The organism is Mycobacterium sp. 852002-50816_SCH5313054-b (assembly GCF_001667185.1).
Lineage (GTDB): Bacteria > Actinomycetota > Actinomycetes > Mycobacteriales > Mycobacteriaceae > Mycobacterium.
This window is the reverse complement of the sequence record NZ_LZIC01000137.1, coordinates 44,217-70,296: the sequence shown is the minus strand read 5'-3', so window position 1 is coordinate 70,296 and position 26,080 is coordinate 44,217. Positions and strand designations below refer to the sequence as shown.

Below are 26,080 nucleotides of genomic sequence, written 5' to 3'. Positions count from 1 at the left end.
GCCTGCATCGTCGCCGGTGTGGTTAGGCGGAGCCGAACTTTTCCAGCAGGGCCTTGCGCTGCCGGTCGCCGAGGCCGCGCAGGCGGCGGGTGGGGGCGATCTCCAGCTCGGTCATGATTTCCTGCGCCTTGACCTTGCCCACCTTCGGCAACGCCTCGAGCAGGGCCGACACCTTCATCTTGCCCAGGACTTCGTCGCTTTCGGCGTCCTTGAGTACCTGGGTGAGGTTGGTGCCGCCGCGCTTGAGGCGGTCTTTGAGCTCTGCGCGCGCGCGACGAGCGGCAGCCGCCTTCTCCAAAGCGGCCGCGCGCTGTTCGTCGGTCAACTGGGGAAGGGCCACGATTCCTCCGTATCTGATCAATCGCTAATCGATCTCGTTTTGTCTCTGCCGGGTACTTCAGCCAGCGGAGATGACCGTACTCAGCCTTCCTGACGAAATCTAACCCGCCCCCCTGGTTAATTGTGCAAATGTGCAGCGTGACCCCCGCGGACAAGCCCCGCGGGCGGTCCCCCCGGGGTCGCCGAGACGGGCCCGTCAGGACGCCTTTTGCGGCGCGAAACGGCCTGTCCGGTGGGCCCGGAAATGGTCTCTGAGGTGCGATTTTATGCTCACCCGCGCACGCCGCGGGCCGCGGCGGCGGCCGCCGCGGACGGCCGCGCCGGACGGCCCCAAGTCGGGGTGCGGCGCATCACGCATTTTTCCGTGGCGTGTCGCGCGTGTCGCGCCCGCGACAAGCGGCAGGTCGGCGGCCCATGCGCAGCGAAGTTTCAGCGAATGCGCAGCCACACATCAGTTACGATCGAGCCGTGCCGAACCTGCGCATCCGTCAGGCGGCTGAGCTGCTCGGAGTCAGCGACGACACCGTCCGGCGGTGGATCAACCAGGGCACGCTGTCGGTGAGCCACGACGCGGCCGGCCGGAAGGTCATCGCCAGCGAGGATCTGGCCGAGTTTTCGCGTTCCAACGCCCCCACCCCGCCGCCCGACCCCCTGGGCATCGGCAGCTCGGCCCGCAACCGGTTCGTCGGCCTGGTCACCCGGGTGGTCAGCGACAAGGTGATGACCCAGGTCGAGATGCAGTGCGGCCCCTACACCGTCGTCTCGCTGATGAGCACCGCCGCCGCCGAGGAGCTCAGCCTGCAGCCCGGCAGCGTGGCAGTGGCGGTGGTCAAGGCCACCACCGTGATCGTGGAAACCGCGCGGCCCAGCGCGGCCCTCGCCTCCGACTGAGCGCGCGCAGGGCCTCGCTCGTCGCCCGGTCTAACTGGATCCCAGGTACGCGACGGCGTCCAGCATCCGCTCGCCGGCCGCGCGCAGGTCGGACGCGTCCGGTCCGGCCCGCAGCACCTCACGGGCGACCGCGGGCAGCAGCTGGCCTGGCACGGCCCCGCCCAGGCCGCTCAGCGCCTCGGGGCGGCCGCCCTGCACGCCCACGCCGGGCACCAGCACCGGCCCGCCGAGCTCGCTCACGTCGGGCCCCTCGAACACCGTCGCGCCGAGGACCACGCCCACGTATCCGGGCGCGGACCCGGTGGCGGACCGGTTGACGACCGCCGCCTGGTCGACGATCAGCTGGGACACCGTCCGGCCGTCGAACGTCGCGCGCTGCACCGTGCCGCCCTCGGGGTTGGACGTCGCCGCCAGCACGAACACCCCCCGATCGGTGGCGGCGGCGGCCTCCAACAGCGGCCGCAGCGAACCGAACCCCAGATAGGGCGAGGCGGTCACCGCGTCCGCGGCCAGCGGCGAGTCGCCGGCCCACGCCGCGGCGTAGGCCGCCATCGTCGTCCCGATGTCGCCCCGCTTGGCATCGGCCAGCACCAGCACCCCGGCCGAACGCAGGGCGGCGATGGTGCGTTCCAGCACCGCGTACCCGGCGGAGCCGTACGCCTCGAAGAACGCCACCTGCGGCTTGACGACGGCGAACCCGGCGAACGCCTCGACGCAGGTGTCGCAGAACGCGGCCAGCCCGTCGGCGGTGGCCGGCAGGTCCCACGCCCGCAGCAGCTCGGGGTGCGGGTCGATGCCCAGGCACAGCGGCCCGCGGCTCAGCTTCGCCGCAGCCAGCCGGGCGCCGAACCCGGTCATTGGGACGTGCCCCCGGGTCCGATCGCGCTGTGCAGCTCCTGCAGCGACCGCACGTCGATGTCGCCGCGGATCCCCGCCTCGATGCCCTGCACGGCGGCCGAGGCGCCCTGCACCGTCGTGACGCACGGGATGTTGACCGACACCGCGGCCGAGCGAATCTCGTAGCCGTCGATGCGGGGGCCGGAGTTGCCGAACGGCGTGTTGATCACCATGTCGATCTCGCCGGCCTTGATCGCGTCGACCGCGGACATCGCGGGGCGCCCGTCCTGCGGCGGCTCGAAGTGCTTGCGGACCTCGTCGCAGGGAATGCCGTTGCGCCGCAACATCTCCGCGGTGCCCTCGGTGGCCAGCACCCGGAAGCCGAGGTCGGCCAGCCGCTTGACCGGAAACACCAGTGACCGCTTGTCCCGGTTGGCCACCGAAACGAATACCGTCCCGTCGGCGGGCAACGATCCGTAGGCGGCGGTTTGGCTCTTGGCGAAGGCGGTGCCGAAGTCGCGGTCGATGCCCATCACCTCGCCGGTCGACTTCATCTCCGGGCCGAGCAGCGAGTCGATGGCGGCACCGTCGACCCGGCGGAAGCGGTGAAACGGCAGCACGGCCTCCTTGACCGCGATCGGGGCCTGCGGCGGCGCGTGCGCGCCGTCCCCGGAGGCCGCCAGCATGCCCTCGGTGCGCAGCTGGGAGATGTTGGCGCCCAACATGATCCGCGCGCACGCCTTCGCGAGCGGGATCGCGGTCGCCTTCGAGACGAACGGCACCGTGCGGCTGGCCCGCGGGTTGGCCTCCAGGACGTAAAGCACGTCGTCCTTGAGCGCGTACTGCACGTTGAGCAGCCCGACGACGCCGATCCCGTGAGCGATCGCCTCAGTGGCGCGGCGCACCTTCTCGATGTCGCTGCGGCCCAGCGTGACCGGCGGCAGCGCGCAGGCCGAGTCGCCGGAGTGGATACCGGCCTCCTCGATGTGCTCCATGATGCCGCCGATGTAGACCTCGGCCCCGTCGCACAGCGCGTCGACGTCGATCTCCACCGCATCCTCGAGGAAGCGGTCGACCAGCACCGGGTGTTCGGGCGAGAGCGCGGTAGCGCGGGTGATGTAGCCCTCCAGCGTCGCCTCGTCGTAGACGATCTCCATGCCACGACCGCCCAGCACGTACGACGGCCGCACCAGCACCGGATAACCGATCTCGTCGGCGATCCGCCGGGCCTGGGCGAAAGTTGTTGCCATGCCGTACTTCGGCGCGGGCAGCCCGGCGGTGGCCAGCAGGTCGCCGAAGGCGCCGCGGTCTTCGGCCAGGTCGATGGCCTCCGGCGGGGTCCCCACGATCGGAACGCCGGCGTCGAAGAGCCGCTGCGCCAACCCGAGCGGCGTCTGGCCACCGAGCTGCACGATGACTCCCACGACCCCGGGGCCGCCGGTGCCCGATTGCGATTCCGCGCGGAACACCTCCAGCACGTCCTCGAAGGTCAACGGCTCGAAGTAGAGCCGGTCGGCGGTGTCGTAGTCGGTGGACACCGTCTCCGGGTTGCAGTTGACCATCACGGTCTCGAAACCGGCCTGCGACAACGTCGTTGCCGCGTGCACGCAGCTGTAGTCGAATTCGATGCCCTGGCCGATCCGGTTCGGCCCGGAGCCCAGGATCAACACCTTGGGCCGCTCGGCCTGCGGCGCCACCTCGGTCTCGGCGGCGGGGTCCAGCTCGTAGCTGCTGTAGTGATACGGCGTCTTGGCCTCGAACTCCGCCGCGCAGGTGTCCACCGTCTTGTACACGGGGTGGATGCCCAGCCGCTCGCGCAGCGAACGCACCCCGTCCTCCCCCGCCAATTCCGGCCGCAGGGCGGCGATCTGGCGGTCCGAGAGGCCGTGGTGCTTGGCCTGGCGCAGCAGGTCGGCTTCGAGGACGGGTGCACCACAGACCTTGGCGCGCAGCTCGACCAGCTCGCCGATCTGCGCGACGAACCACGGGTCGACGCCGCTGGCCTCGGCGACCTGCTCGACGGACGCGCCCAGCCGCAGCGCCAGTTCGATGTCGTAGAGCCGGCCTTCGGTCGGAGTCTGCAGCCGGGTCAGGACCTCGTCGAGGGTCCCCTCATCGTCGGGCTTCGTCCAGAACCCGGCGCGCCCGGTCTCCAGCGACCGCATCACCTTGCCGAGCGCCTCGACGAAGTTGCGGCCCAACGACATTGCCTCGCCGACGGATTTCATCGTGGTGGTCAGCGTCGGGTCGGCACCGGGGAATTTCTCGAACGCGAACCGGGGCGCCTTGACCACGACGTAGTCCAGCGTCGGTTCGAAACAGGCCGGTGTCTCCTTGGTGATGTCGTTGACGATCTCGTCCAGGGTGTAGCCGATGGCCAGCTTGGCGGCGATCTTGGCGATCGGGAAGCCGGTGGCCTTGGACGCCAACGCACTTGACCGCGACACCCGCGGGTTCATCTCGACGACGATCAGCCGGCCGTCGCTCGGGTCGACGGCGAACTGGATGTTGCAGCCGCCGGTGTCCACGCCGACCTCCCGCAGGATCGCGATGCCCAGGTCGCGCATCCGCTGGTACTCCCGGTCGGTGAGCGTCATGGCCGGCGCGACGGTGACCGAGTCGCCGGTGTGCACGCCCATCGGGTCGACGTTCTCGATGGAGCACACCACCACGACGTTGTCGTGGCCGTCGCGCATCAGCTCGAGCTCGAATTCCTTCCAGCCGAAGATCGATTCCTCGATGAGCACGTTGGCGCTGGGCGAGGCGGCCAGCCCGGCGCCGGCCATCCGCTCGACGGCTTCGGCGGAGTCGGCCATCCCCGAGCCCAGCCCGCCCATGGTGAAGCTGGGCCGCACCACGACGGGCAGGCCGAGCTCGGCGACCGTCTCGCGGACCTCGTCCATGGTGAAGCACACCCGGCTGCGGGCGGACTCGCCGCCGACCTTGGCGACGATGTCCTTGAACCGCTGCCGGTCCTCGCCGCGCTGGATGGCGTCGAAATCGGCGCCGATCAGCTCGACGTCGTAGCGCTCCAACGCCCCGTTCTCGTACAGCGCGACCGCGGTGTTGAGCGCCGTCTGCCCGCCCAGCGTGGCCAGCAGCGCGTCGATCTTGTTGCCGCGCTGGGCCTGCTGGGCGATCACGCGCTCGACGAACGCCGGGGTGATGGGTTCGACGTAGGTGTGGTCGGCGTACTCGGGGTCGGTCATGATGGTGGCCGGGTTGGAGTTGATCAGGCTGACCTGCAGCCCCTCAGCGCGCAGCACCCGGCAGGCCTGGGTTCCCGAGTAGTCGAATTCGGCGGCCTGCCCGATGACGATCGGCCCCGAGCCGATCACCAGCACGTGGTTGAGATCGGTGCGCCGCGGCACTAGCGCCCCCTCCCTCTCTGGGCGCGAAGGTGCGCAGATGTACACCGATTACGGCGTGTCGCTGTACAAACACGCGCGCTCGCCGGAGATGGAGATGTGGTCATTGGTGGCCTGCCATCAGGTCGATGAATTGGTCGAACAGGTACTCCGCGTCGTGCGGGCCGGCGGCGGCCTCTGGGTGGTACTGCACCGAAAACGCGCGGCCGTCGGCGAGTTTGACGCCCTCGACCACCCCGTCGTTGGCGCAGGTGTGGCTGACGATCGCGGTGCCGAACGGCGTGTCGAAGGACTGGCCGGCCTCCCCTTCCAGCGCGAAGCCGTGGTTCTGTGCGGTCACCGCGACCCGGCCGGTCGCGTGGTCGATGACCGGGATGTTGATGCCGCGGTGGCCGAAGACCATCTTGTAGGTGGCCAGGCCCAGTGCCCGGCCGAGGATCTGGTTGCCGAAACAGATGCCGAACAACGGGATTCCGGCGCCCAGCACCTCGCGGGTGAGCGCGACGACGTGGTCGGCGGTGGCGGGGTCGCCGGGGCCGTTGGACAGGAACACCCCGTCGGGCTTGATGTCGGCGATCTGCTCGAAGGTCACCGACGACGGCAGCACGTGGCTGCGGATGCCGCGCCGCGCGAAATTGCGCGGGGTGTTGGTCTTGATCCCGAGGTCCAGGGCGGCCACCGTAAACCGCTGCGCGCCTTCCGGTTCCACGACGTATGCACCGCCCGTGCTGACCTCGCCGGCCAGGTCGGCGCCCAGCATCGACTGCTGGCCCCGCACCCGGTCCACCAGCTCGGCCGGCTCGGCCAGCGACTCGCCGGAGAAGACGCCGGCCTTCATCGAGCCGCGGCTGCGCAGGTGCCGCACCACCGCCCGGGTGTCGATCCCCGCGATCCCGACGATGCCCTGGCGGACCAGCTCGTCCTCCAGCGTGCCCGTGGCGCGCCAGTTGGAGGCGCGCGGCGACGGGTCGCGCACCGCGTAACCGGCCACCCAGATCCTGTCGCCGCGGCTCTCGGCGTCCTCGTCGTTCCAGCCCGTATTGCCAATCTGGGGCGCGGTGGCGACCACGATCTGGCGGTGGTAGCTGGGGTCGGTCAGCGTCTCCTGATAGCCGGACATGCCGGTGGAAAAGACGGCCTCCCCGAGCGTTTGGCCGACCTTGCCGAACGGCGTGCCGGTGAAGACGCGGCCGTCCTCCAAGACCAGTAGCGCCTTACTCACGCGGCTCCCTTCTCCTGAGATTGCAGCCAGGCGTCATAGTCATCGCGATGGTTCGCCCGGAAGGCGGTGTCGATCTCGGCGCCCGAGGACAGTCGCCACCGGATCGCCAATATTCCGATGCGCGCCGCGACCCTACCTGCCATTCGGCGTTCTATGCGGATTCCCTCGATCGAGTCTCGGGGAATCCAAATGGGTTGGGCCCGTAGCCGTTCGACCATGATTCCCTCGTGATAGCGGGTCAGCACCGCCTTGCTGCGGAAGCCCAAGTCCCCGGCAGCGATCCGCTCGCTCCAGTCGGCCGCCATCATGGAACCGCAATAGTTGCCGCGGGTGGACAGGGTCGCGGCCCCGACCGTGTCGGGCACGTCCGGCAGCACGCCGATCAACTCCTGCTGCCGCTGCGTGCGCCGCTGCCAGGAGCGCATCATCAGCTGGATGAACACCGCGATCACCACCACCAGCACGGCCGCGAAGATCAGCGACCCCACCAGCGTGCCGGAATTCATGCGGGGCTCTTCCCGTCCCGGGCGGTGACCCGCCCGCGCAGCAGGGTGGCCGTCACGGTGGCGGGCAGCGTCATCGACTCATACGGCGTGTTGGTCGAGCGGCTGGCCAGGTCCGACCCGGCGACCGTCCAGGTGGCGTCCGGATCCACCACGGTCAGGTTCGCCGGCTCCCCCACCTCCAGCGGGCGGCCGTGATCGGGCAGCCCGACGATGCGCGCCGGGTTCTCGCTCATCACCCGAGCCACGTCACGCCACGTGAGCAGCCCCGACGCCACCATCGTCTGCACCACCACGGACAGCGCTGTCTGCAGCCCCAGCATGCCGGGGCGCGCCGCCGAGAACTCGACGCACTTCTCGTGCTCGGCGTGCGGAGCATGGTCGGTGGCCACACAGTCGATTACCCCGTCGGCCAGCGCCTGACGCAGGGCCACCGCGTCGGCGGACTCGCGCAGCGGCGGGTTCACCCGGTTCACGCCGGCGTAGCTGGCCAGCCGGCCGTCGTCGAGCAGCAGGTGGTGGGGGGTGACCTCGGCGGTGATCGAAATGCCTTGCTCCTTGGCCCATTTCAGGATCTCGACGGTGCCTGCGGTGGAAGCGTGGCAGATGTGCACCCGGGCCCCGGCGTCGCGGGCCAGCAGCGCGTCGCGGGCCACGATCGATTCCTCGGCGGCCCGCGGCCACCCCGCGAGCCCCAGCCGGGCGGCCGTCGGTCCCTCGTGGGCGACGGCGCCGACGGTCAGCCGCGGCTCCTCGGCGTGCTGGGCGATCAGCACCCCCAGCCCGGTGGCGTACTCCAGGGCGCGGCGCATCATCAGGGGGTCGTGCACGCACACGCCGTCGTCGGAGAACATCCGCACCTGCGCGGCGCCGGCGGCCATCATGCCCATCTCGGTCAGCTCGGCCCCGGCCAGCCCGACCGTGACGGCGCCGACGGGGTACACGTCGACCAGGCCGACCTGCTGGCCGCGGTGCCAGACGTGGTCGGTGACCACCGGGCTGTCGGCGACCGGATTGGTGTTGGCCATCGCGAACACCGCCGTGTAGCCGCCCAAAGCCGCAGCGGCCGAGCCGGTTTCGATATCTTCGGCGTACTCGCGGCCGGGCTCGCGCAGGTGGGTGTGCAGGTCGACGAATCCGGGCAGCAGGATCTGGCCGGTGGCATCGATGACATCGGCAGTGTCCGGGATGGCAAGGCCTGGGCCGATTTCCCAGATTTGCCCGTCGTCGACCAGGACGTCGACCCGGTCGCCTTCACCGTAGAGACGCACGCCTCGGATCAGTACGCTCATGCCGCGATTTCCTCAGCCCCGACGAGAACATGGAACAGCACCGCCATCCGCACGTGCACCCCGTTCGAAACCTGTTGCAGCACAGCAGATTGCGAGGAGTCCGCCACCGACGACGAGATCTCCATGCCGCGCACCATCGGCCCGGGATGCAGCACCACGGCGTGGCCGGGCAGCATCGCCTGACGCCGCTCGGACAGCCCGTAGCGCACCGAGTATTCGCGCACCGACGGGAAGAAGCCACCGTTCATCCGCTCGGCCTGCACCCGCAGCATCAGCACCGCGTCCGCGGCGGGCAGCTCGGCGTCGAAGTCGTAGGAGACGGTGGCCGGCCAGCCGTCGACCCCGACCGGCAACAGCGTCGGCGGCGCTACCAGCACCACCTCGGCGCCCAGGGTGGCCAGCAGCATGACGTTGGACCGGGCGACCCGGCTGTGCAGGATGTCGCCGACGATCACGACGCGCCGGCCCTCGATGCCGCCGAGCCGCTGGCGCATGGTCAACGCGTCCAGCAGGGCCTGCGTCGGGTGCTCGTGGGTGCCGTCGCCGGCGTTGATCACCGACGGACCGTCGCCGTTGCTGCAGGTCCACTCGGCGAGCAGGTGCGCCGCCCCGGACGCCGGGTGCCGGATGATCAGCGCGTCGGCGCCGGCGGCCCGCAGCGTCAGCGCGGTGTCGCGCAGCGACTCGCCCTTGCCCACCGACGATCCGGACGAGCTGACGTTGATCACGTCGGCGCTCATCCACTTGCCCGCCACCTCGAAGGACACCCGGGTGCGGGTCGAGTTCTCGTAGAACATCGTGACGACGGTGCGCCCGCGCAGCGTCGGCAGCTTCTTGATGTCGCGGCCCACCAGCGCCTGGGCGAACCGGTCGGCGTCGTCGAGGATGGCGGTGGCGTCGTCGCGGTTCAGGTCGCCGGCGGCCAGCAGGTGGCGGGTCATCGCGAGATCACCACCCCGTCGCGGTCGTCGTGCTCGCTCAGTAGCACGTGCACGCTCTCGGTGCGCGAGGTCGGCACGTTCTTGCCGACGTAGTCGGCGCGCAGCGGCAGTTCGCGGTGGCCGCGGTCGACCAGCACCGCCAGCTGCACCGCCCGGGGCCGGCCGACGTCGCGCAGCGCGTCCAGCGCAGAGCGCACCGAGCGCCCGGAGTAGAGAACGTCGTCGACGAGGATCACCAGCGCGTCGTCGATGCCGCCGGCAGGGATCGAGGTGGCCTCCAGCGGCCGCGGCGGCTTTTGCATCAGGTCGTCGCGGTACAGGGTGATGTCAAGAGCGCCGTGCCCGACGTCGACGCCGCTGTATTCGCCGATGTTGGCGGCCAGGCGCTGGGCGAGGATGACGCCGCGGGTCGGGATTCCCAGCAGCACCACGCGCGGTGCGTCGGCGCCGTCGAGCGCGGTCTTTTCGATGATCTGATGCGCGATACGGGAAATGGTGCGACCCACGTCGGCCGCCGACATCAATTCGCGGCCGGTGCCCGTGTCACTCGCGGCACACATGCGAAGACTTGACCTCCTTCTCCGCCTCTCTGGACGGATCGTTAAAGGGGGTTTGTAGAACACTCTCATGCCCTACTCGCTAGGAGAGTATCAGGCGCCTACCAGCTTGTGGCGCCCACTCACCACGGGGTGCCTAGCTACGCCTGCCCTGCCCACTGGCCCTGTGCCCCTCTGCCTGCCTGCCCCGGCCCCACGCTCGTGTGGACGCCTGCGTGACCGGTGCGGACGCTGGCGCGGCGCCAGTACTAAAAACATCAGCAAGTAATTTGAGAATCACCGGTTTCAAGTGTGACGTTCCTTTGTACACTTCGGTGACCCGCCGCCCGGTGTTGGTGAACAGGAGCCGATCATGTCGTTGCTCAATGTGGTGCCTGACAGCCTTACGGCTGCAGCAGGGAATCTGCAGGATATTGGCGCTGCCGTTAAAAATGCCAATGCGGTAGCAGCGGGTCAGACGACGGCCATCGCGGCACCCGCTGCTGATGAGGTGTCAGCGGCGATCACGGCCCTGTTTGGTGCAAACGCCAAGGAGTTTCAAACCCTCACCGCGGAGGCGATGGCGTTTCACGAACAGTTCGTCAGCCTGTTGGGCGGCGGGGCTGCTCAATATCTGGGCGCCGAAGTCGCAAACATTCAACAAATGCTCGCAAATGCGATGAACACGCCCGCCCAGAGTGTGGCTGGCGCGGCTGCGAATCCAGCTGCGTTCGACCTTTGGCAAACAGTAACTAATTTTGCCGGAGGAGGGTTGGTCAGCCAGGTGGGAGGTGCCATCTATAACGGGGTTGCCAGGCTTGAATCCTCCGTTAGCGGTCTGGCTCCCTTGAGTCTGGCTCCCTTAACCACAAGTCTCGCGATTGGCGGTGCTGGGGTTGGTACCGAGGTTGGCCAAATTGTTGGTGGCACCATCGGCTCGCTAATCGGACCGGAGGGCACCGTAATTGGCGTTTTAGTTGGTGGTGAGATTGGCGGAACGCTCGGTGGCCTTGCTGGGAGGTTCGGTCCAGGCATCGTTATCGGACAAGTATTCAATCAGGTAACAGGTCTCGGAGATGCTGTCGGATCGGTCATTCGCGGAGGGGTGTCGTATGTTGGCGGATTGTTTGATGACGCTCCAAACATAGGGTCCATACTTACCGGGAGTCCGGTCACGCAACTTATAAACGATGGAAATTCAAATGCAAGTAATCTTGCAGTAGATATCAACTCCTTATTTGATACGACAACTTCTGGCGTCACAAGCACCTTGAGCGATCCGCAGAGCTTACTGGCACCGCTATCAATCTTTCCAGCGCAGCTCCAAACATTAACCCAGCTATCAAACTGGGGATTAGGCCCGAGCTTCACCATAACCAGCGACGTGGTCGGGCCGTGGGGCGCCGACGGAATCCAGCAAGATGTAACAGGAGTATTTGATTTCGGGGCCGGGCCGTTCAGCGTGCAGGTCGGCTCTTTCCAAGGGATGTCGGCAGCCGATATGTACGGAGGCATGTCATCGGTAAGCGCAACCGCTTTTGGCATTAGGGAGTCAGGTTCCGTATACAACTCGATTGGGGGATCTCCTCAATTTTCTTTCTCGGTCGACGCCCCCGGCGTGACGGGTCTACTGCAAGATTTCGCAACATACCTCCCCTGATCTCCCATTTAACCTCCTGGCCGAGTTCTTTTGTAGATGCAGCCAGGAAAGGCCCAGAGGTTGGCGCCTCCGGGCCTTTCCCTCAAGGCGTTATGAAGTGGTACCCATGGGGGGTCAGATCACGGGGTAGCATCCCAGATCCGCACGATCCCAGCGGGGTTCAGGGTGTCCCAACCGGCCCGCATGATGCCCCGGACCCACTGACCGTCGTTGGTAACGCTCGGGAAGCGCTCCACCTTGGCGCCGTTGCGGACGACGAACCGCTGTTGGGTCTTGTCGATACCCCAGGCCAGCGTTGCGCCGTCGACGTGGGTCGACGTCAGCACGGGCACGCCCGCGATGGTGATCCCGTCCTCCACGAATTGCAGCAGCGCCTCGTTAGAGCCGCCGGCCAGCTTCTTGAGATCGACAGGGCCTCGGCCACGGTCGGGTCCAGCGGCCAGTGAGTCAGCTTGGCGCCGTGGGCTTCCGCGGCGAATCGAGCAGACACGAACTTGTCCAAGTTGGACAAGGTAGCGGCCCCCAGGTGAGGTTCGCGGTGACCGACTCCACCAAGCTCGAGGGCTACACCGACGCGTTCGACACCATCGTCGACAGCGGCATGTTCCACTGCCTCGACGACGAGGGCAAGCGCAGCTACGCCGCCGCGGCGCACCGGGCGACCCGGCAGGGCGCCACTTTGCTCATCAGTTGCTTCTCCGACGCGAACCCGACCGATACCGGATGGCCGCGTCCCTCAGTGCCCGAGCGGACGCTGCGCGACGTCCTCGGCGGCGCGGGCAGGGATATCGAATCGCTGGAACCGGCCACGGTGCGTCGCGAGGTGGACGGGAGCGAGATCGAAATGGCGTTCTGGTACGTCCGCGCGCGGCGGCGCTAGGTGCACAGATATTGCCCGTTGAGCACGCAATTCGTCGGTGGCGAGTAGGTGCCGCTCAGCACGCCCCTGAAACCACCGGTGGCCGAACCACCGGGTGCAATGACGCGATTCCAGTTCGCGGGGGTGAGAACAAAGTGCGTGCCGGATTGGGTAATGGTGCTGTTCCACGTGTGCAGGACGGATTGCCCCGCCGGCATGTCGAATTCAAGCTTCCAGTCGCTCATCGGCGCCATGCTCGCGTTGGTGATGGCGAATTGGGCGATGAAACCGGTCTGCCACGTGTGTTCCACCGCCAACGTCGCCGTCGCCGCAGCCGCATGAGCTGCGGGGGCGATGCCGAGTCCGGCGATGGCAACCAGCAACGCCGACACGGTGACGTGAATCGCCGTGCGCCAGCGCTTCACGTAGTTGTCCAGTCCCGCCATGGCAGCAACACTAAGACCGAACAGGCGATATCGGCCCATGCATCGCCGGTAAGCTGCCGGACCTTTGCTCAACCGAAACCGTCATGAAATTTTGGCTGCCAGGTCCGCGCGCGGCGGCGCCCACTAACCTGAACCGCGTGAATCTGGACGTTAATCAGGCCTCCATCCGCGAGGTGTGCGACGCGGGCCTGCTCGCCGGCGCCTTGACGGTGGTCTGGCAGCGCGGACAAGTGTTGCAGGTCAACGAGATCGGCTACCGCGACATCGACGCGGGCCTGCCGATGCAGCGGGACACGGTGTTCCGCATCGCGTCGATGACCAAGCCCGTCACGGTCGCTGCGGCGATGAGCCTGGTCGACGAGGGCAAACTGGCGCTCCAGGACCCGGTCGTGCGTTGGGCGCCCGAACTGGCGGGCGTGCGGGTGCTCGACGACCCGCGTGGTCCGCTGGACCGGACGCACCCGCTGGGCCGCGCCATCCTGATCGAGGACCTGCTCACCCACACCAGCGGCCTGGCCTACGGCTTCTCGGTGTCCGGGCCGATCGCCAAGGCCTACGTGCGACTGCCCTTCAATCAGGGCCCCGACGCCTGGCTGGCCGAGCTGGCCAAGCTGCCGCTGGTGCACCAGCCCGGCGACCGGTTGACCTACAGCCATTCCATCGACCTGCTGGGCGTCATCGCTTCCCGCGTCGAGGGCAAGCCTTTCCACCAGGTCCTCGACGAACGGGTCCTGGGCCCGGTGGGCATGCCCGACACCGGGTTCTTCGTCTCCCCCGAGGGGCGCCGCCGCGCGGCGACGATGTACCGGCTCGACGGACAGGGCCGGCTGCACCATGACGCGATGGGTCCGCCGCACATCAAGCCGCCGTCCTTCTGCAACGCCGGCGGCGGGTTGTGGTCGACCGCCGATGATTACCTTCGGTTCGTGCGAATGCTGCTCGGCGAAGGAACGATCGACGGCGTGCGGGTGCTCTCCCCCGAGTCCGCTCGGCTGATGCGGACCGACCGGCTCACCGACGATCAGAAGCGGCACCACTTCCTGGGGGCGCCGTATTGGGTCGGCCGCGGCTTCGGACTGAACCTGTCGGTGGTGACCGACCCGGCCAAGAGCGCGCCGCTGTTCGGGCCCGGCGGGCTCGGAACGTTCAGCTGGCCCGGCGCTTACGGCACGTGGTGGCAGGCCGACCCGAGCGCCGACCTGGTGCTGCTGTATCTGGTCCAGAACCTGTCCGACATGTCCGCGGACGTGGCCGCCGCCGTCGCGGGCAACACCTCGCTGTCGAAACTCCAATCGGCGCAACCGAAGTTCGTTCGGCGCACCTATCAGGCGCTCGGCCTGTAGTGCCATGGCCGCCTACCCGCCCGACCGCATGACCGGCCCGAAGCTGATGCTGCGCCCGCCGGTGCTCGACGACGCGGGCGCCCTGTATCAGCGGGTCGCCCGGGATCCCGAGGTCACCAAGTACCTGCTGTGGGCGCCGCATCCCGACGTGTCGGCGACGCGGCGGGTGATCAGCGAGAAACTCAACATCGGCGGTGACGAGCGAACCTGGGCCATCACGCTGAAGAACAGCGGCGAGGTCATCGGGCTTGCCAGCTGCCGGCGCCCCGTGCCGCACTCCGTCGAGATCGGTTACTGCCTGGGCCGGCGGTGGTGGGGCAAGGGCTACATGTCCGAGGTGCTCGACCTGCTGCTCGCGGCGCTGCAGGCCGATCGCCAGGTGTATCGCGTGTGGGCGACGTGCAGCCCCGACAACGAGCGCTCAGCGCGGCTGCTGGAGCGCGCCGGTTTCGGGCTGGAGGGGCGGCTGACCCGGCACGCCGTGTACCCCACCCTGGGGCCCGACCCCCGGGACGCCCTCATGTACGCCAAGATCCTGCGCTGACCGCCGCAGCTACCCGCCTAGTTCCAGCGCCCGCCGCGCGTAGGCCCGCACGTCGGCGTCGCCGTCCTTGAGCGCGATGCTGAGCGCGTCGCGGGCGGCCGGCTCGCCGGCGAATCGGGTCAGGCTGAGCACGGCCGCCTTGCGCACGTCGAGGTGCGCGTCGGCCAGCGCCTCGGCCAGTCGCGGCACGGCGACGTCGACCGCCGCGCCCTTCAGTGCCCGCGCCGCGCCCTCCCGCACCTGCCAGGCCGGCGCCCGCAGCGCCGCCTCGACCGAGGCGAAATCGGCCTCGGCACAACCGAGTTCACCTAAGGCGCCCAGCGCCGCGGCGCGCACCAGCGGGTCGGGATCGCCGACCAGTGTGCTGACGGCCTCGGCTCCCCCGCCCAGGGTCGCCAGGCCGGCGACCGCCGCGACGCGGACCTCCCGGCTCTCGTCGCCCGCCGCCTCGACGACCCCGGCCACGTCGTCGACCGACACCAGCGCGCGCACCGCCTCGATCCGCACCCGGTGGTCGGCATCGGCGAGCGCGCGGCGGTATTCGGCGACGTCGCCGGCGCGCCGCGCGGCCAGGATGTGCACCGCCGCCGCGCGCACGACCGTGTCGCGGGAACCCAGGTACGCGCGGACGCCGGCCGGGTCGGGCAGCACCTCCACCAGCTCGCGGAGCCCGTCGGCGCCGGTGCGGCGGACCGTGGCGTCGGCGTCGTCCAGCGCCGCGAACAGGGCCGGCGCGTACCCGTCGGGAATGTGCTCGGTCAGCGTGGCCACTGCGGTGCGCCGCACGCCGGGATCGGGGTCGGTCAGATACGCCTCGAGGTCGGCGATGGCGGCTTCCTCCAACGCCAGCACCTCGGCGATACGCGGCGATGGCGGCTCGAACGCCGTTGCGGTCGAGGCGATTCGGGAGCGCGCGGCGGCCGGGGCCTGCCCGCCGACCAGCGCCGGCTGCTCCACCTCCTGCACGCTTTGATCCGCCGGCGGCAGCCCGTCCAGCTCCGGGACGGGCACGAAGTACGGTGCGACGGGCCGCTTCAGGAACGCCATCTCGCCATCGGGCCCCTTGCGCAGGTTGAGGTGGTAGCCCCATCGGGCGTCGTCGCGGCCGGGCAGGTCGGCGCGATCATGATAGAGGCCCCACCGCGATTCGGTCCGGGTGAGCGAGGAGCGGGCGGCCATCTCGGCGCAGTCGCGGATGAACGACACCTCGACCGCGCGCATCAGCTCGTGCGGGTCGTGGGCGCCCATCTCGGCGATCTCGTCGCGCATCCGCTCGAAGGTGCGCGCCGCGAGGGACAGCTTGGCGGCAGTCTTCGGCGGCGCCACATAGTCGTTGACGAACCGGCGCAGCTTGTATTCGACCTGCGGTTGCGGAGGCCCGTCCGGATGCCGCAGCGGACGGTAGATCAGCTCATGCGCGGCGCGCAGCTGGTCCTCCGGAAGTTGTTGCGGCGCCGGGACGTCGGGCAGGGTCGAGGCGGCGTCCGTGCCGGCGAGGTCGCCGAACACGAACGCCCCGATCATGTAGTTGTGCGGGACGCAGGCCAGGTCACCCGCGGCGTACAACCCCGGCACCGTGGTGCGGGCGTGCTCGTCGACCCAGACCCCGGAAGCGGAATGTCCGCCGCACAAACCGATCTCGGAGATGTGCATCTCGATGTCGTGGGTGCGGTAGTCGTGGCCGCGGTTGGCGTGGAAGGTGCCACGCGTCGGACGCTCGGTGGTGTGCAGGATGTTCTCCAGCGCCGTCAGGGTCTCGTCGGGCAGGTGCGACACTTTGAGATAAATGGGCCCGCGCGCGGAGTCGATCTCGCTCTTGACCTCGGCCATCATCTGCCCCGACCAGTAGTCGGAGTCGACGAACCGCTCGCCGTGTGCGTTGACCTGGTAGCCGCCGAACGGGTTCGCGACGTAGGCGCACGCCGGGCCGTTGTAATCCTTGATCAGCGGATTCACCTGGAAACACTCGATTCCCGACAGCTCCGCGCCCGCGTGATAGGCCATCGCGTAGCCGTCGCCCGCGTTGGTCGGGTTCTCGTAGGTGCCGTACAGGTAACCCGACGCGGGCAGGCCCAGCCGCCCGCACGCGCCCGTCGCCAGGATCACCGCCTTGGCTCCGACGGCAACGAATTCGCCGGTTCGCGTGTGCAACGCCGCGGCGCCCACCGCCCGACCGCCGTCGGTGAGCACCCGGACCGGCATCAGCCGGTTCTCGATGCGGATCCGCTCCCGCATGGACCGCTGCCGCAGCACGCGGTACAGGGCCTTCTTGACGTCCTTGCCCTCGGGCATCGGCAGGACGTAGGAGCCCGAGCGGTGCACCCGGCGCACCGCGTACTCGCCGTGCTCGTCCTTCTCGAACTTCACCCCGTAGCGCTCCAGCCGCTGCACCATCGCGAAGCCGCGCGAGGCGGTCTGATAAATGGTGCGCTGGTTGACGATTCCGTCGTTGGCGCGGGTGATCTCGGCGACGTAGTCTTCCGGCTCGGCCTTGCCGGGGATGACCGCGTTGTTGACCCCGTCCATGCCCATCGCGAGCGCACCGGAGTGCCGCACATGGGCCTTTTCCAGCAGCAGCACCCGCGCGCCGCACTCTGCGGCCGACAGCGCCGCCATGGTGCCCGCGGTGCCACCGCCGATGACCAGCACGTCGCAGTCGAGGCGGTTCGGTGTCAGGTCTGGAATTTCCATCATGCCGCCACCGTATGATCCAGTGCCGCAATGATTTCCGCACGCAGCTCCGCGCGTGGCCGCTCGGTGCGGGGATCCGGTAACTCCAGCACCGCCCGCAGCGGCCGGCCTGCCCTGCCCAGCACGACGATCCGGTCACCGAGCGCCAGCGCCTCGTCGACGTCGTGCGTGACGAAGACGATCGTGGTGGGATGGGTGCGCCACGTGTCGATGAGCAGCCGCTGCATGGCGGCCCGGGTCTGGGTGTCCAGCGCCCCGAACGGCTCGTCCATCATCACCGCGCGCGGTGCCCCGGCCAGGCCGCGGGCCAGCTGGACGCGCTGGCGCATCCCGCCGGACAGGCTCTTGGGCAGGTAGTGCCCGAAACCGGCGAGCCCCAGCTCGTCGATCCAGCGCTCGGCCGCGGCGCGCCGGGTGACCCGGGGCTCGCCGCGCAGCCGCAGCGCCAGCTCGATGTTGGACCGCACCGTGCGCCACGGCAGCAGCGCGTTGTCCTGAAACACCATGCCGCGGTCGCCCGAGGTGGTGGCGACCTCGGTGTCGTCGGCCAGCACCCGGCCGCCGTCGGGCGCCAGCAGGCCGGCCAGCGCCCGCAGCACCGTCGACTTGCCGCAGCCCGAAGGCCCCGTGAGCACCAGGATCTCCCCCGGGCGCACCGTCAGGCTCAGCCCTTCGATGACCGGAGTTCCGGTGTAGGACAGCCGGACTCGGTCCAGCTCTAGGCTCATACCGACAGTCATTTGGAGCCCTCCTCCGCGCGGGGCAGCCAACGCGTAACGCGTCGACCCAACACTTCGACGGCGGCGGCCGTCGCGAACCCCAGGACGCCGATGGTGATGATGCCGACGAACACCTTCGGGTACGCCAGCACGGTGTAGTCCTGCCAGGTGCGGTACCCGACGCCGAGCCGGCCCGAGATCATCTCGGCGGAGATCACGCAGATCCACGCGACGCCCATGCCCACCGACAGGCCACCGAACACGCCCGGCAGGATGCCGGGCAGCACCACCTGGGCCAGCACCTCCCACCGGCCGCCACCCAGCGTGCGCACCGAGTCCTCCCACAGGGTGGGCAGCGCGCGCACCGCGTGCCGGGTGCTGACCATGATCGGGAAGTAGGCCGCCAGGAAGGTGATGAACACGATGCCGGCCTCGTCGGTGGGGAACAGCAGGATCGCCACCGGCACCATCGCGATCGCGGGGATGGGCCTGGCCAGCTCGGTCAGCGGGCCGAGGACGTCGGCGAACAGCCGCGAGCGGCCCAGCAGCACGCCGGTCGCGACGCCCACGACGGCGGCCAGCCCGAAACCGGTGAGAATGCGCAGCAATGACTGCGCCAGGTCGAGCCAGTAGTCGTAGGCCCCGAGCCGGCGGTGCAGCGCGTGCACGATCTCGGTGACGGTGGGCAATGTGTCGAATCGCAGCAACAGCCGCACCTTGCCGGCGGTGAGTAGCTGCCACAGCCCGATGGCGGCGGCCACCGACGCCAGCCGGACCAGCCGCGACCCCCACGGCTTGAATGTCCGCGGCGACGGTCGCGGCGTGGTCGCGGCGGGCAGGGGCACCGGCCCGGCGACCCGTTCGCTCAACTCCGCGGTCATACCGAACCTCCCAGTGCTTGTTGGTAATTCACGGCGACGCTGCCTTGATGCGCGGCGACGTAACGACGTGCGCCCGCCACCGTTCCGAACGGGTGATACGCCTGCCCGTCGCGCACCCAGACGGCCTTGTCGGCGAACCACCGGGTCCCCAGCTCGGCGTCGGGAACGTAGGCCGCGCGTAGCCTGGCGCCGCGCGCGCTCGCATCCCTGATGGCGTGCAGCAGGGCGGTGGGGTTGGCAACCGTCTGGGTCGCGTCCGACCCGTCCAGCCACAGCTCGCTCGCCAGGGCGGGGTCACCGCGCAGGGCCGACGGGTTGGCGCTGCGCGCCCGCACCGCGTCATAGTCCAGCCCGCGGGCGGCGAACACGGCACGCAACGGCTCGTCCACGGCGAACTTTGCGACGTCGAGGTCGGCGAAGTCGCCGATCGATCTCAGGTAGGGCACATCGCTTTTCAGCGCATCGATCAGCGACGGCTTCAGCGTGGCGTCGAACGACGTGCCACCGGGCCCGTTGTAGAGGTACACCACCTCCTGCGGCAGCCCACTCGCCTGGGCGACGATGCGCGCGGCCTCCAGGGGCTTGGAGTTGAGGAAATCGGTGGCGTCCAGTTGGGCCTGCAGGAAGGCCCCGAGCACCTCCGGGTGAGCGGACCCATACGACCGCCGCACCACTACGCCGTGCAGGGTGGGCAGGTTCAGCTCCGCTCCGTCGTACAGCAACTTGGCCTTGCCCTGGTAGACCAGCAGCCCCGGCCAGGCGACGAACTGCGAAAGAGCCTGCACCTGACCGGATTCCAGGGCGGACGCGCCGACCTGCGGCTGCTGGTTCAGCACCTCGACGCCGCCGACGCCGCCCTTGTTCAGCGCGCGCACCAGCGTGCCGTGGCCGGCCGACCCCACGCTAGCCGAGACCTTGCCGCCGGCGAGGTCGGCCAGCGCGGTAGCGGGCGAATCCGGCGCCACCACCACCATGTTCAGCGCGCCCTTGGGGTGGTAGCCGGTGATCGACACCATCTCCGTGCGGGCCAGCGGGTTGGTCTGCGTCTTGGAGCCATTGATCAGCATCGGGTAGTCGCCCATCGAGCCGATGTCGATCTTCTCGGCGAGCATCTGCGCGGTGATCGGGGCGCCGGTGTCGTAGTCCTGCCAGCGCACAGCGTATTTGGTCCCGGTGCGGGTGGTGATGTCCGCGAGCCGGCGCTCGAGATAGCCCTGCGCCCGCAGCAGGGTGCCCGCCGTCACCGTGTTGATGGTCTTGGACTGGTATCCGACCACGACGTTGACCACCCCGGAGGACTGGGACAGCGATTCCAGCGAGCAGCCGGAGACCACCGCGACCACAGCGATGACCACCGACAGCAGCGACACGGCGTGCTTTGTCATAGGGGAGCCTTCGTGTTTCAGCGCAAGAGATACGGCATGTTGACGGTCACGGCGCCGGTGGGACAGCGGGCGGCGCACGGGCCGCAATACCAGCACTCGTCGACATGCATGAAGGCCTTCCCCGTATCGGGGTTGATGGCCAGCGCGTCCAGCGGACAGACCTCGACGCACAGGGTGCAGCCGTCGATGCACAGCGACTCGTCGATCGTGACCGGAACATCGGCGCGGTTGTTGACAAGAGTCATGGCGTGCTCCCTATCGGTTCGGCCCTGATGAGACTGCCGCGCATGGCGATTCGGTCGCCACGCATCCGGATGTACTCCAGGTCGACGGGCCTGCCGTCGTCGAGACGGGTGAGCCGTTCCAGCATCAGCAGCGCCGCCCCGTCGGGCACCTGCAGCGTGGCCGCCGAATGGGCGTCGGCCGGAATGGCCTCCAGCGCCAGCGACGCCAAGCCCAGCGACCGCCCGCTCACCTGCTCGATGAGCGCAAACACATCGTGGGTCTCCAGCGGATGATCCAGGATCTGCGCCCCGATGTCGGGCACCAGATAGGTCAGGTCGAGGCTGAGCGGCAGGTCGCCGAGGTAACGCAGTCGCTCGATGAACACCGCCTGCTCGCCGGGCTCGAGCCGCAGCCGTCGGGCCACCGACGGAGGCGCCGTCACCGTCATGGCGGCGCGCACTTGGTTGCGCACCTCGCCGAGGTTTTTGAACGTTTCCTTCAAGCCCAGCAGCGCATCGAGGCCGTGGGAGTACTTGCGCTGGGCGACGTGGGTGCCCACCTTGGGGCCGCGATCGATAAGCCCCTCGTGTTTCAGGACGCCGAGGGCCTCGCGAACGGTGTTGCGGGACACCGAAAATTCGATCGCCAGGTCGTGTTCGGCGGGCAGCCCGTCCGGATAGGCCTCGGCGTGGATCTGCTGGCGCAATACGTCGGCGACCCGGCGGGCCCGGTCGGCCCGCGGCCCGCTGCTGATCGGTTGCGCCACGCCGTCACGCTAACGCGGCCCGGCGCCGTCCAGGGCGGTGAAGCGCGGCGCACGCGGGCGTATCACGGCATTGCGCCGGGTCCGATCCGGCGGAGGCCAGCGAAAAGCCGCACCCCTCGCCCTATTGCGCCACCCGGGGAACGGGGACGTCTTTGCGATCCCGGTGAACAAAAACGAGCTAGGTTCGCGAAGCCCCGGCCATCTCCCTCTCCGGCGGCGGCGATTCGCCGGCCAGCCCGGGCGGCAACAGCCCGGTAGGCACCAACCGCACCGCCGCCAGCGGGAACAACCCGCACAGTGCCCAGGCCGCCGGGTATTCGGACGCCATGATCAGCGTCCCGAAGACCGGCGGCGCGCCCGCCGCCATCAGTCGCTGCGTGGTGTTCTGCAGGCCCAGCGCGCGCCCGCTCCAGAACGGGCCGGCGAACTCCGTGATCGCGGTGGCCTCCAGCCCGTTGTCGAGGACCGCGAGCACCGAGACGGCGACCATCAGCAACACGTCGTAGCCCGAACCGGTGCCGTCGGTGACGGCGAGCACGAAGAGGGCCAGGGCGGCCGTGATGGCGATGGTGCGCACCGGTCGCATTCGCGAGCCGACGCGATCGGACCAGCGGCCGACCGCGATTCGGCCAACCGCCCCCAGCGCCTGGGAGAGGCTGACCAGGGCGCCGGCCGCCGCCACCGACCAGCCGTGGCGATCCATCAACCACACGAGCATGAACGTCACGGTCACCGTCTGCGGGACCATCAACAGGCCGGCCACCGCGTGGATCCGCCAGAGCACGGACGAGCCCCGGTAGGGGCTGGCCAGCTCCTCCTCGGCCGCAGCCTTGCGGGGTTTCCTTGGCGGATCGGCGATTCCGATCGCGCTGGCAACCGCCGCCACGGTGCACATCACCGCGAGGAACATCAGTCCGCGGTGCGGGCCGCTCTCCGACAGTTCGGGTATGGCCAACGCGCCAATAGCGATTCCCAACGGTTGCGCGGTCTGGCGGATGCCCATCGCCAGGCCGCGTTGCCGCGGTGGGAACCAGGCCGACACCAGCCGCCCGCCGGCGGTGTTGCAACTCGCCGCCGCCATCCCGCCGATGAACAGGAAGACACCGATCATCGGCACCGCATGGGCCGACGCGGCGGCATAGGCCGCGGCGGCGGTGAGCGCCGAGCCCGCCGTGAGCACGGTCCGCTCGCCTACCCGGTCCAGCACGTAGCCCCAGAAGACCAGCGTGACCACCATGCCCCAGCTGGGCATCGACGACAGCAGGACGGCCGTCGCCAGCGACATGCCGCGGCGCGCCTCGAGCGAGGGAATCAGGAACGCCACACCGTTGATGAAAAGGAAGGAAGCCGATGTCACCCCCAACGAGACGGCCATGATTGACCACCGCGCCCCCGCCCCGGCTGAGCACATGCTCCCCGTTTCCTTCAGCATTTATCCATGCTGACACAGCGTTCGGCGGCCACCGGGCGTCGCGGCGGCCGCGTGAACAACGAAACTTATTGAACGCTAAGGGAATTCTTAACGGGCAGCCAGCACCAGTGCACGGGATCAAGTAAGCCCGCATCATCAAATCTATTCAACACCAACAGATTTGGTGATATAAGGGAATTCCACCTCATGGTCCGCCCGCGTCGGCGGGCACGGCGAAATTCAAAGGTTATACACAGGCATTTCGTGGCCGATCTGTTACCCGTACGGGCGCAGTGGCCGGTCTCAGCGACTTCTCAGCATGAGTACCGTAGACAGGCACAACAGCCACACCGGAAGATCGGTATGTGATGGATGACGGGGCGAAACACGCTTTGACCAAGGTGCCGGCGGTCACGCTGGGCTTTTGGGTGATCAAGGTCTTGGCGACGACGCTGGGCGAGACGGGTGGCGACACCGTCACGATGACGCTGAATTGGGGCTACGCGGCAGGCGTCACCCTGTTCGGTGTCACGCTCGTCGCACTGGTCGTCGCGCAGATCTTGGCCAAGCGCTTTCATGCCGCCCTGTACTGGGCGACGATCGTGGCGTCGACGACGTTCGGCACGGTGCTGGCCGATTTCGCCGACCGGTCGCTGGGAATCGGCTATACGGGCGGATCGCTTCTCCTGTTGGGTCTGCTGTTGACGACCTTGGGAATTTGGCGGTGGTCGCAGGGGACGGTATCGGTGAGCACCGTCTCGACGCCGAAGGTGGAGGCGTTCTACTGGGCGACCATCACGTTCTCGCAGACGCTGGGCACCGCGCTCGGCGATTGGCTCGCCGACACCCGCGGATTCGGCTACGAACGCGGCGCGCTGGTGTTCACCGCGGCCCTGCTCGTGGTCGTGGCCCTGTATTACTGGACCGGCATATCGCGAGTCGCCTTGTTCTGGGTCGCATTCATCCTGACCAGGCCCCTGGGTGCGACCGTGGGGGACTTCCTTGACAAGCCCGTCGACCACGGTGGGCTGGCCCTGAGCCGCCCACTGGCCTCGGCGGTCATCGCGGCGATCATCGTGGCGCTGGTGATTATCCTGCCGCAACGGCCGGGACGCCACCCGGGCCAAACGAAAGGCGAAGCGGCAGAAGGCCAGTCAGTCCGCGGCGGCGCCCGGGGGCCCGCCCAGGACAGCGGCAATCCATCCGCATAGCTCGTTCGGTAGCGTGACAGCGTGAGGGTCCTGCTCGTCGAGGACGAGCCACGCCTGTCGGCGACGCTTTCAATGGGGCTGAAGGCCGAGGGCTTCGTGGTGTCGGCCGTCGGCACCGGCGTCGAGGGACTGCACGAGGCGACCACGCACAGCTTCGACGTCGTGGTTCTCGACATCATGCTTCCCGGCCACAGCGGATATGAGGTGCTGCGTCGAATGCGGGCGCAGAACGTCTGGACGCCGGTGCTCATGCTGACCGCCAAGGACGGTGAGTACGACGAGATCGATGCGTTCGATTTGGGAGCGGATGACTACCTGACCAAACCGTTTTCGTTCCGGGTGCTCCTTGCGCGCCTGCGCGCGTTGGTGCGTCGCGGCGCGCCCGAGCGGCCCGTGGTGTTGACCGCCGGGTCGCTCTCACTCGATCCCGCCCGGCACACGGTCCACCGCGGTTCGACCGCGATCGCCCTGACCCCCCGCGAGTACGGGCTGCTGGAGTTTCTCATGCGCAACAAAGGGATCGTGGTGACGAAGGCCGAGATCCTGCGCAACGTGTGGGATGCGCACCATGAGGGCCCCGACAACGTCGTGGAGGTCTACGTGGGCTACGTGCGTCGCAAGATCGACGTTCCCTTCGACACCAACACCATTGAGACGGTCCGGGGCGTCGGCTACCGGTTACTGGGCTGAGACCAAGCCGCGGCACCGCACGTCTTCTCAGCGCCGTCTCAGCGTTGGTCTTGTACGGTCTGCCGCGTGACTGAGGCAACCCGATCTGAGGTGAGTAAAACGCGACTGGCGCTGAGCAAAGTGCCCGCGGTGACGGTGTGGTTCTGGATGATCAAGATCCTGTGCACCACGGTCGGCGAGAGCTTCGCGGACTGGATCAACGTCACGATGGGCGTTGGCCTGCACCGGACCGCGCTGATCTTCACTGTGGTGCTGGCCGCGGTCATGGTGTGGCAGTTGCGCCTGAACCGCTATGTGGCGTTCGTGTACTGGCTGAGCGTGGTCGTCTTCAGCGTCACCGGGACCCTCTACACCGACATCCTCACGGATGAACTGGGTGTTCCTCTGGCGCTGAGCACGAGCCTGTTCGCCCTCGCTTTGGCGGTTGTCTTCGGTGTGTGGTTCGCGCGGGAGCGCACCCTGTCGATCCACAGCATCGTGACCCTGCCCAGGGAGTTGTTCTATTGGCTGGCGGTGCTGGTCACTTTCGCGCTCGGCACCGCCGCCGGCGATTACACGCTGCAGGTGACCGGGTGGGGGCCGGGTGTCTCGGTGCTGCTGCCGGCCGGGATGATCGTGGCCATCGCGATCGGGTGGCGGATGGGCGCCGACGCCGTGCTGTCTTTCTGGCTCGCCTACATCTTGACCCGGCCGCTGGGCGCGAATCTCGGTGACTGGCTCGCGTCCCCGCGCGCCCGTCATGGGCTCGGACTCGGGACCGGCGCCACCAGCGCGATCTTCCTGATCGCGATCCTGGCCACCGTCGCCTACCTCACCGTCACCCGCGCCGACGTCATGGAACGGCGGGGGCGGGGTCGGTCGCGGGTCGCCACATCGAATCCGGCGCGCGAACGGGTCATGCTCGGCTACTACGTCGTCGTCGCCGGGGCCGCGGCCGCGCTTCTTACCTGGTCGGCCACTCGGCCGCACTCCGTCGCGGCAGGCGAGGAGGAGACCGGCCCGACGCCGCCACCCGTGGCGGCGGCCCCGGGCCGACTCACCGCGCACTTCCCGCCGGCCGAGGCCGCGAAGTTCCGCGCCATCGCGCAGGCCACGCTGGACAAGGTGCGGGCCGGCGATCAAAGCGGCGCCAAGGCACGCATCACCGACCTCGAACACGCCTGGGACGACGACGAATCCACCCTGCGGCCGATGGACCCGAACGCCTGGAAGGTCATTGACGGTCAAATCGACTCCGCCCTGAAGGCCGTGCGGGCGCGCCATCCCGACCCGGCGACGGAGGCCCAGTCCTTGAACGCGCTGCTGGCCACCCTTTAGCTG

24 protein-coding genes and 1 pseudogene are annotated in these 26,080 nt (G+C 68.7%); 8 read left to right on the top strand and 17 right to left on the bottom strand.

The features are described from left to right. Positions 1–22: 22 nt before the first annotated feature. Positions 23–340 carry an integration host factor, actinobacterial type gene (gene mihF, locus A5787_RS24955; RefSeq protein WP_003407240.1) on the bottom strand — a complete coding sequence of 106 codons (318 nt, stop codon included), beginning with the start codon at positions 338–340 and terminating at the stop codon, positions 23–25. Positions 341–807: 467 nt separating this feature from the next. Here mihF and A5787_RS24950 point away from each other — a divergent pair, with 467 nt between their 5' ends. Then, positions 808–1,230 (top strand): molybdopterin-binding protein, encoded by a 423-nt coding sequence (locus tag A5787_RS24950; protein WP_066972061.1) that lies wholly within the window; start codon positions 808–810, stop codon positions 1,228–1,230. A gap of 30 nt (positions 1,231–1,260) precedes the next feature. On the opposite strand, the gene pyrF is transcribed toward A5787_RS24950, so the two are convergent. From pyrF to pyrR, 7 genes are all read right to left on the bottom strand, one after another. After that, positions 1,261–2,088 carry an orotidine-5'-phosphate decarboxylase gene (pyrF, locus tag A5787_RS24945; protein ID WP_066972059.1) on the bottom strand — a complete coding sequence of 276 codons (828 nt, stop codon included), beginning with the start codon at positions 2,086–2,088 and terminating at the stop codon, positions 1,261–1,263. Then, positions 2,085–5,438, bottom strand: coding sequence for a carbamoyl-phosphate synthase large subunit (gene carB / locus A5787_RS24940; protein ID WP_066972057.1), 3,354 nt, complete (start codon positions 5,436–5,438; stop codon positions 2,085–2,087). Before carB ends, pyrF begins: the two co-directional genes overlap by 4 nt. A gap of 100 nt (positions 5,439–5,538) precedes the next feature. Beyond that, positions 5,539–6,657, bottom strand: a complete 1,119-nt coding sequence (gene carA / locus A5787_RS24935) for a glutamine-hydrolyzing carbamoyl-phosphate synthase small subunit (RefSeq protein ID WP_066972055.1) — start codon at positions 6,655–6,657, stop codon at positions 5,539–5,541. Continuing rightward, a complete protein-coding gene (locus A5787_RS24930) occupies positions 6,654–7,163 on the bottom strand; it encodes a transporter (RefSeq protein ID WP_066972054.1) in 510 nt (169 codons plus the stop codon). Before A5787_RS24930 ends, carA begins: the two co-directional genes overlap by 4 nt. Further along, on the bottom strand, positions 7,160–8,452 hold the full coding sequence (locus A5787_RS24925; protein WP_066972052.1) for a dihydroorotase: 1,293 nt from the start codon (positions 8,450–8,452) through the stop codon (positions 7,160–7,162). Before A5787_RS24925 ends, A5787_RS24930 begins: the two co-directional genes overlap by 4 nt. Continuing rightward, the gene (locus tag A5787_RS24920; RefSeq protein ID WP_066972051.1) at positions 8,449–9,393 is read right to left on the bottom strand and encodes an aspartate carbamoyltransferase catalytic subunit; all 945 of its coding nucleotides are present in this window, start codon (positions 9,391–9,393) and stop codon (positions 8,449–8,451) included. Before A5787_RS24920 ends, A5787_RS24925 begins: the two co-directional genes overlap by 4 nt. After that, positions 9,390–9,953 (bottom strand): bifunctional pyr operon transcriptional regulator/uracil phosphoribosyltransferase PyrR, encoded by a 564-nt coding sequence (gene pyrR / locus A5787_RS24915; protein WP_066972050.1) that lies wholly within the window; start codon positions 9,951–9,953, stop codon positions 9,390–9,392. The genes A5787_RS24920 and pyrR overlap by 4 nt, the downstream gene beginning before the upstream one ends. A 349-nt stretch (positions 9,954–10,302) precedes the next feature. Here pyrR and A5787_RS27090 point away from each other — a divergent pair, with 349 nt between their 5' ends. Next, on the top strand, positions 10,303–11,589 hold the full coding sequence (locus A5787_RS27090) for a PE family protein (RefSeq protein ID WP_082977436.1): 1,287 nt from the start codon (positions 10,303–10,305) through the stop codon (positions 11,587–11,589). A 119-nt stretch (positions 11,590–11,708) separates the two neighbouring features. Here the strand turns inward: A5787_RS27090 and A5787_RS24910 are convergent, their stop codons facing one another. Next, positions 11,709–11,948: a hypothetical protein gene (locus A5787_RS24910; RefSeq protein WP_066972049.1), complete on the bottom strand. Its 240-nt coding sequence runs from the start codon at positions 11,946–11,948 to the stop codon at positions 11,709–11,711. Between the two features lie 155 nt (positions 11,949–12,103). Between A5787_RS24910 and A5787_RS24905 the strand changes: the two are divergent. After that, positions 12,104–12,469: pseudogene (locus A5787_RS24905) on the top strand (SAM-dependent methyltransferase); the annotation flags it as partial. Here A5787_RS24905 and A5787_RS24900 read toward each other — a convergent pair. Further along, the gene (locus A5787_RS24900; RefSeq protein WP_066972046.1) at positions 12,466–12,894 is read right to left on the bottom strand and encodes a cellulose-binding domain-containing protein; all 429 of its coding nucleotides are present in this window, start codon (positions 12,892–12,894) and stop codon (positions 12,466–12,468) included. The pseudogene A5787_RS24905 and the gene A5787_RS24900 sit on opposite strands and share 4 nt — an antisense overlap. Positions 12,895–13,031: 137 nt before the next feature. Here A5787_RS24900 and A5787_RS24895 point away from each other — a divergent pair, with 137 nt between their 5' ends. Both A5787_RS24895 and A5787_RS24890 read left to right on the top strand, forming a co-directional pair. After that, on the top strand, positions 13,032–14,237 hold the full coding sequence (locus A5787_RS24895; protein ID WP_066972117.1) for a serine hydrolase: 1,206 nt from the start codon (positions 13,032–13,034) through the stop codon (positions 14,235–14,237). Positions 14,238–14,241: 4 nt separating this feature from the next. After that, positions 14,242–14,781 (top strand): GNAT family N-acetyltransferase, encoded by a 540-nt coding sequence (locus A5787_RS24890; RefSeq protein ID WP_066972045.1) that lies wholly within the window; start codon positions 14,242–14,244, stop codon positions 14,779–14,781. A gap of 9 nt (positions 14,782–14,790) precedes the next feature. On the opposite strand, the gene A5787_RS24885 is transcribed toward A5787_RS24890, so the two are convergent. The 7 genes from A5787_RS24885 to A5787_RS24855 all read right to left on the bottom strand — a co-directional run bounded on the left by A5787_RS24885 (position 14,791) and on the right by A5787_RS24855 (position 22,859). After that, the gene (locus tag A5787_RS24885) at positions 14,791–17,475 is read right to left on the bottom strand and encodes a fumarate reductase/succinate dehydrogenase flavoprotein subunit (protein WP_197507378.1); all 2,685 of its coding nucleotides are present in this window, start codon (positions 17,473–17,475) and stop codon (positions 14,791–14,793) included. Further along, positions 17,472–18,212, bottom strand: coding sequence for an ABC transporter ATP-binding protein (locus tag A5787_RS24880; RefSeq protein WP_066972042.1), 741 nt, complete (start codon positions 18,210–18,212; stop codon positions 17,472–17,474). Before A5787_RS24880 ends, A5787_RS24885 begins: the two co-directional genes overlap by 4 nt. Beyond that, positions 18,209–19,072, bottom strand: coding sequence for an ABC transporter permease (locus A5787_RS24875; RefSeq protein WP_066972040.1), 864 nt, complete (start codon positions 19,070–19,072; stop codon positions 18,209–18,211). Before A5787_RS24875 ends, A5787_RS24880 begins: the two co-directional genes overlap by 4 nt. Then, complete coding sequence (locus tag A5787_RS24870) at positions 19,069–20,457, bottom strand: ABC transporter substrate-binding protein (RefSeq protein ID WP_066972038.1); 1,389 nt, start codon at positions 20,455–20,457, stop codon at positions 19,069–19,071. Before A5787_RS24870 ends, A5787_RS24875 begins: the two co-directional genes overlap by 4 nt. Before the next feature lie 17 nt (positions 20,458–20,474). Then, positions 20,475–20,702, bottom strand: coding sequence for a ferredoxin family protein (locus tag A5787_RS24865; RefSeq protein ID WP_066972033.1), 228 nt, complete (start codon positions 20,700–20,702; stop codon positions 20,475–20,477). Then, positions 20,699–21,448, bottom strand: a complete 750-nt coding sequence (locus A5787_RS24860; protein WP_066972032.1) for a GntR family transcriptional regulator — start codon at positions 21,446–21,448, stop codon at positions 20,699–20,701. Before A5787_RS24860 ends, A5787_RS24865 begins: the two co-directional genes overlap by 4 nt. Positions 21,449–21,626: 178 nt before the next feature. Further along, on the bottom strand, positions 21,627–22,859 hold the full coding sequence (locus A5787_RS24855; RefSeq protein WP_156764127.1) for an MFS transporter: 1,233 nt from the start codon (positions 22,857–22,859) through the stop codon (positions 21,627–21,629). Positions 22,860–23,227: 368 nt separating this feature from the next. Between A5787_RS24855 and A5787_RS24850 the strand changes: the two genes are divergently transcribed. The 3 genes from A5787_RS24850 (at position 23,228) to A5787_RS24840 (ending at position 26,077) form a co-directional block, all read left to right on the top strand. Further along, complete coding sequence (locus A5787_RS24850; protein WP_082977435.1) at positions 23,228–24,070, top strand: hypothetical protein; 843 nt, start codon at positions 23,228–23,230, stop codon at positions 24,068–24,070. Between the two features lie 21 nt (positions 24,071–24,091). Further along, a complete protein-coding gene (locus A5787_RS24845; RefSeq protein ID WP_066972030.1) occupies positions 24,092–24,760 on the top strand; it encodes a response regulator transcription factor in 669 nt (222 codons plus the stop codon). A 66-nt stretch (positions 24,761–24,826) separates the two neighbouring features. After that, positions 24,827–26,077, top strand: a complete 1,251-nt coding sequence (locus tag A5787_RS24840) for a hypothetical protein (protein WP_066972029.1) — start codon at positions 24,827–24,829, stop codon at positions 26,075–26,077. The last annotated feature ends 3 nt before the right edge of the window (positions 26,078–26,080 follow it).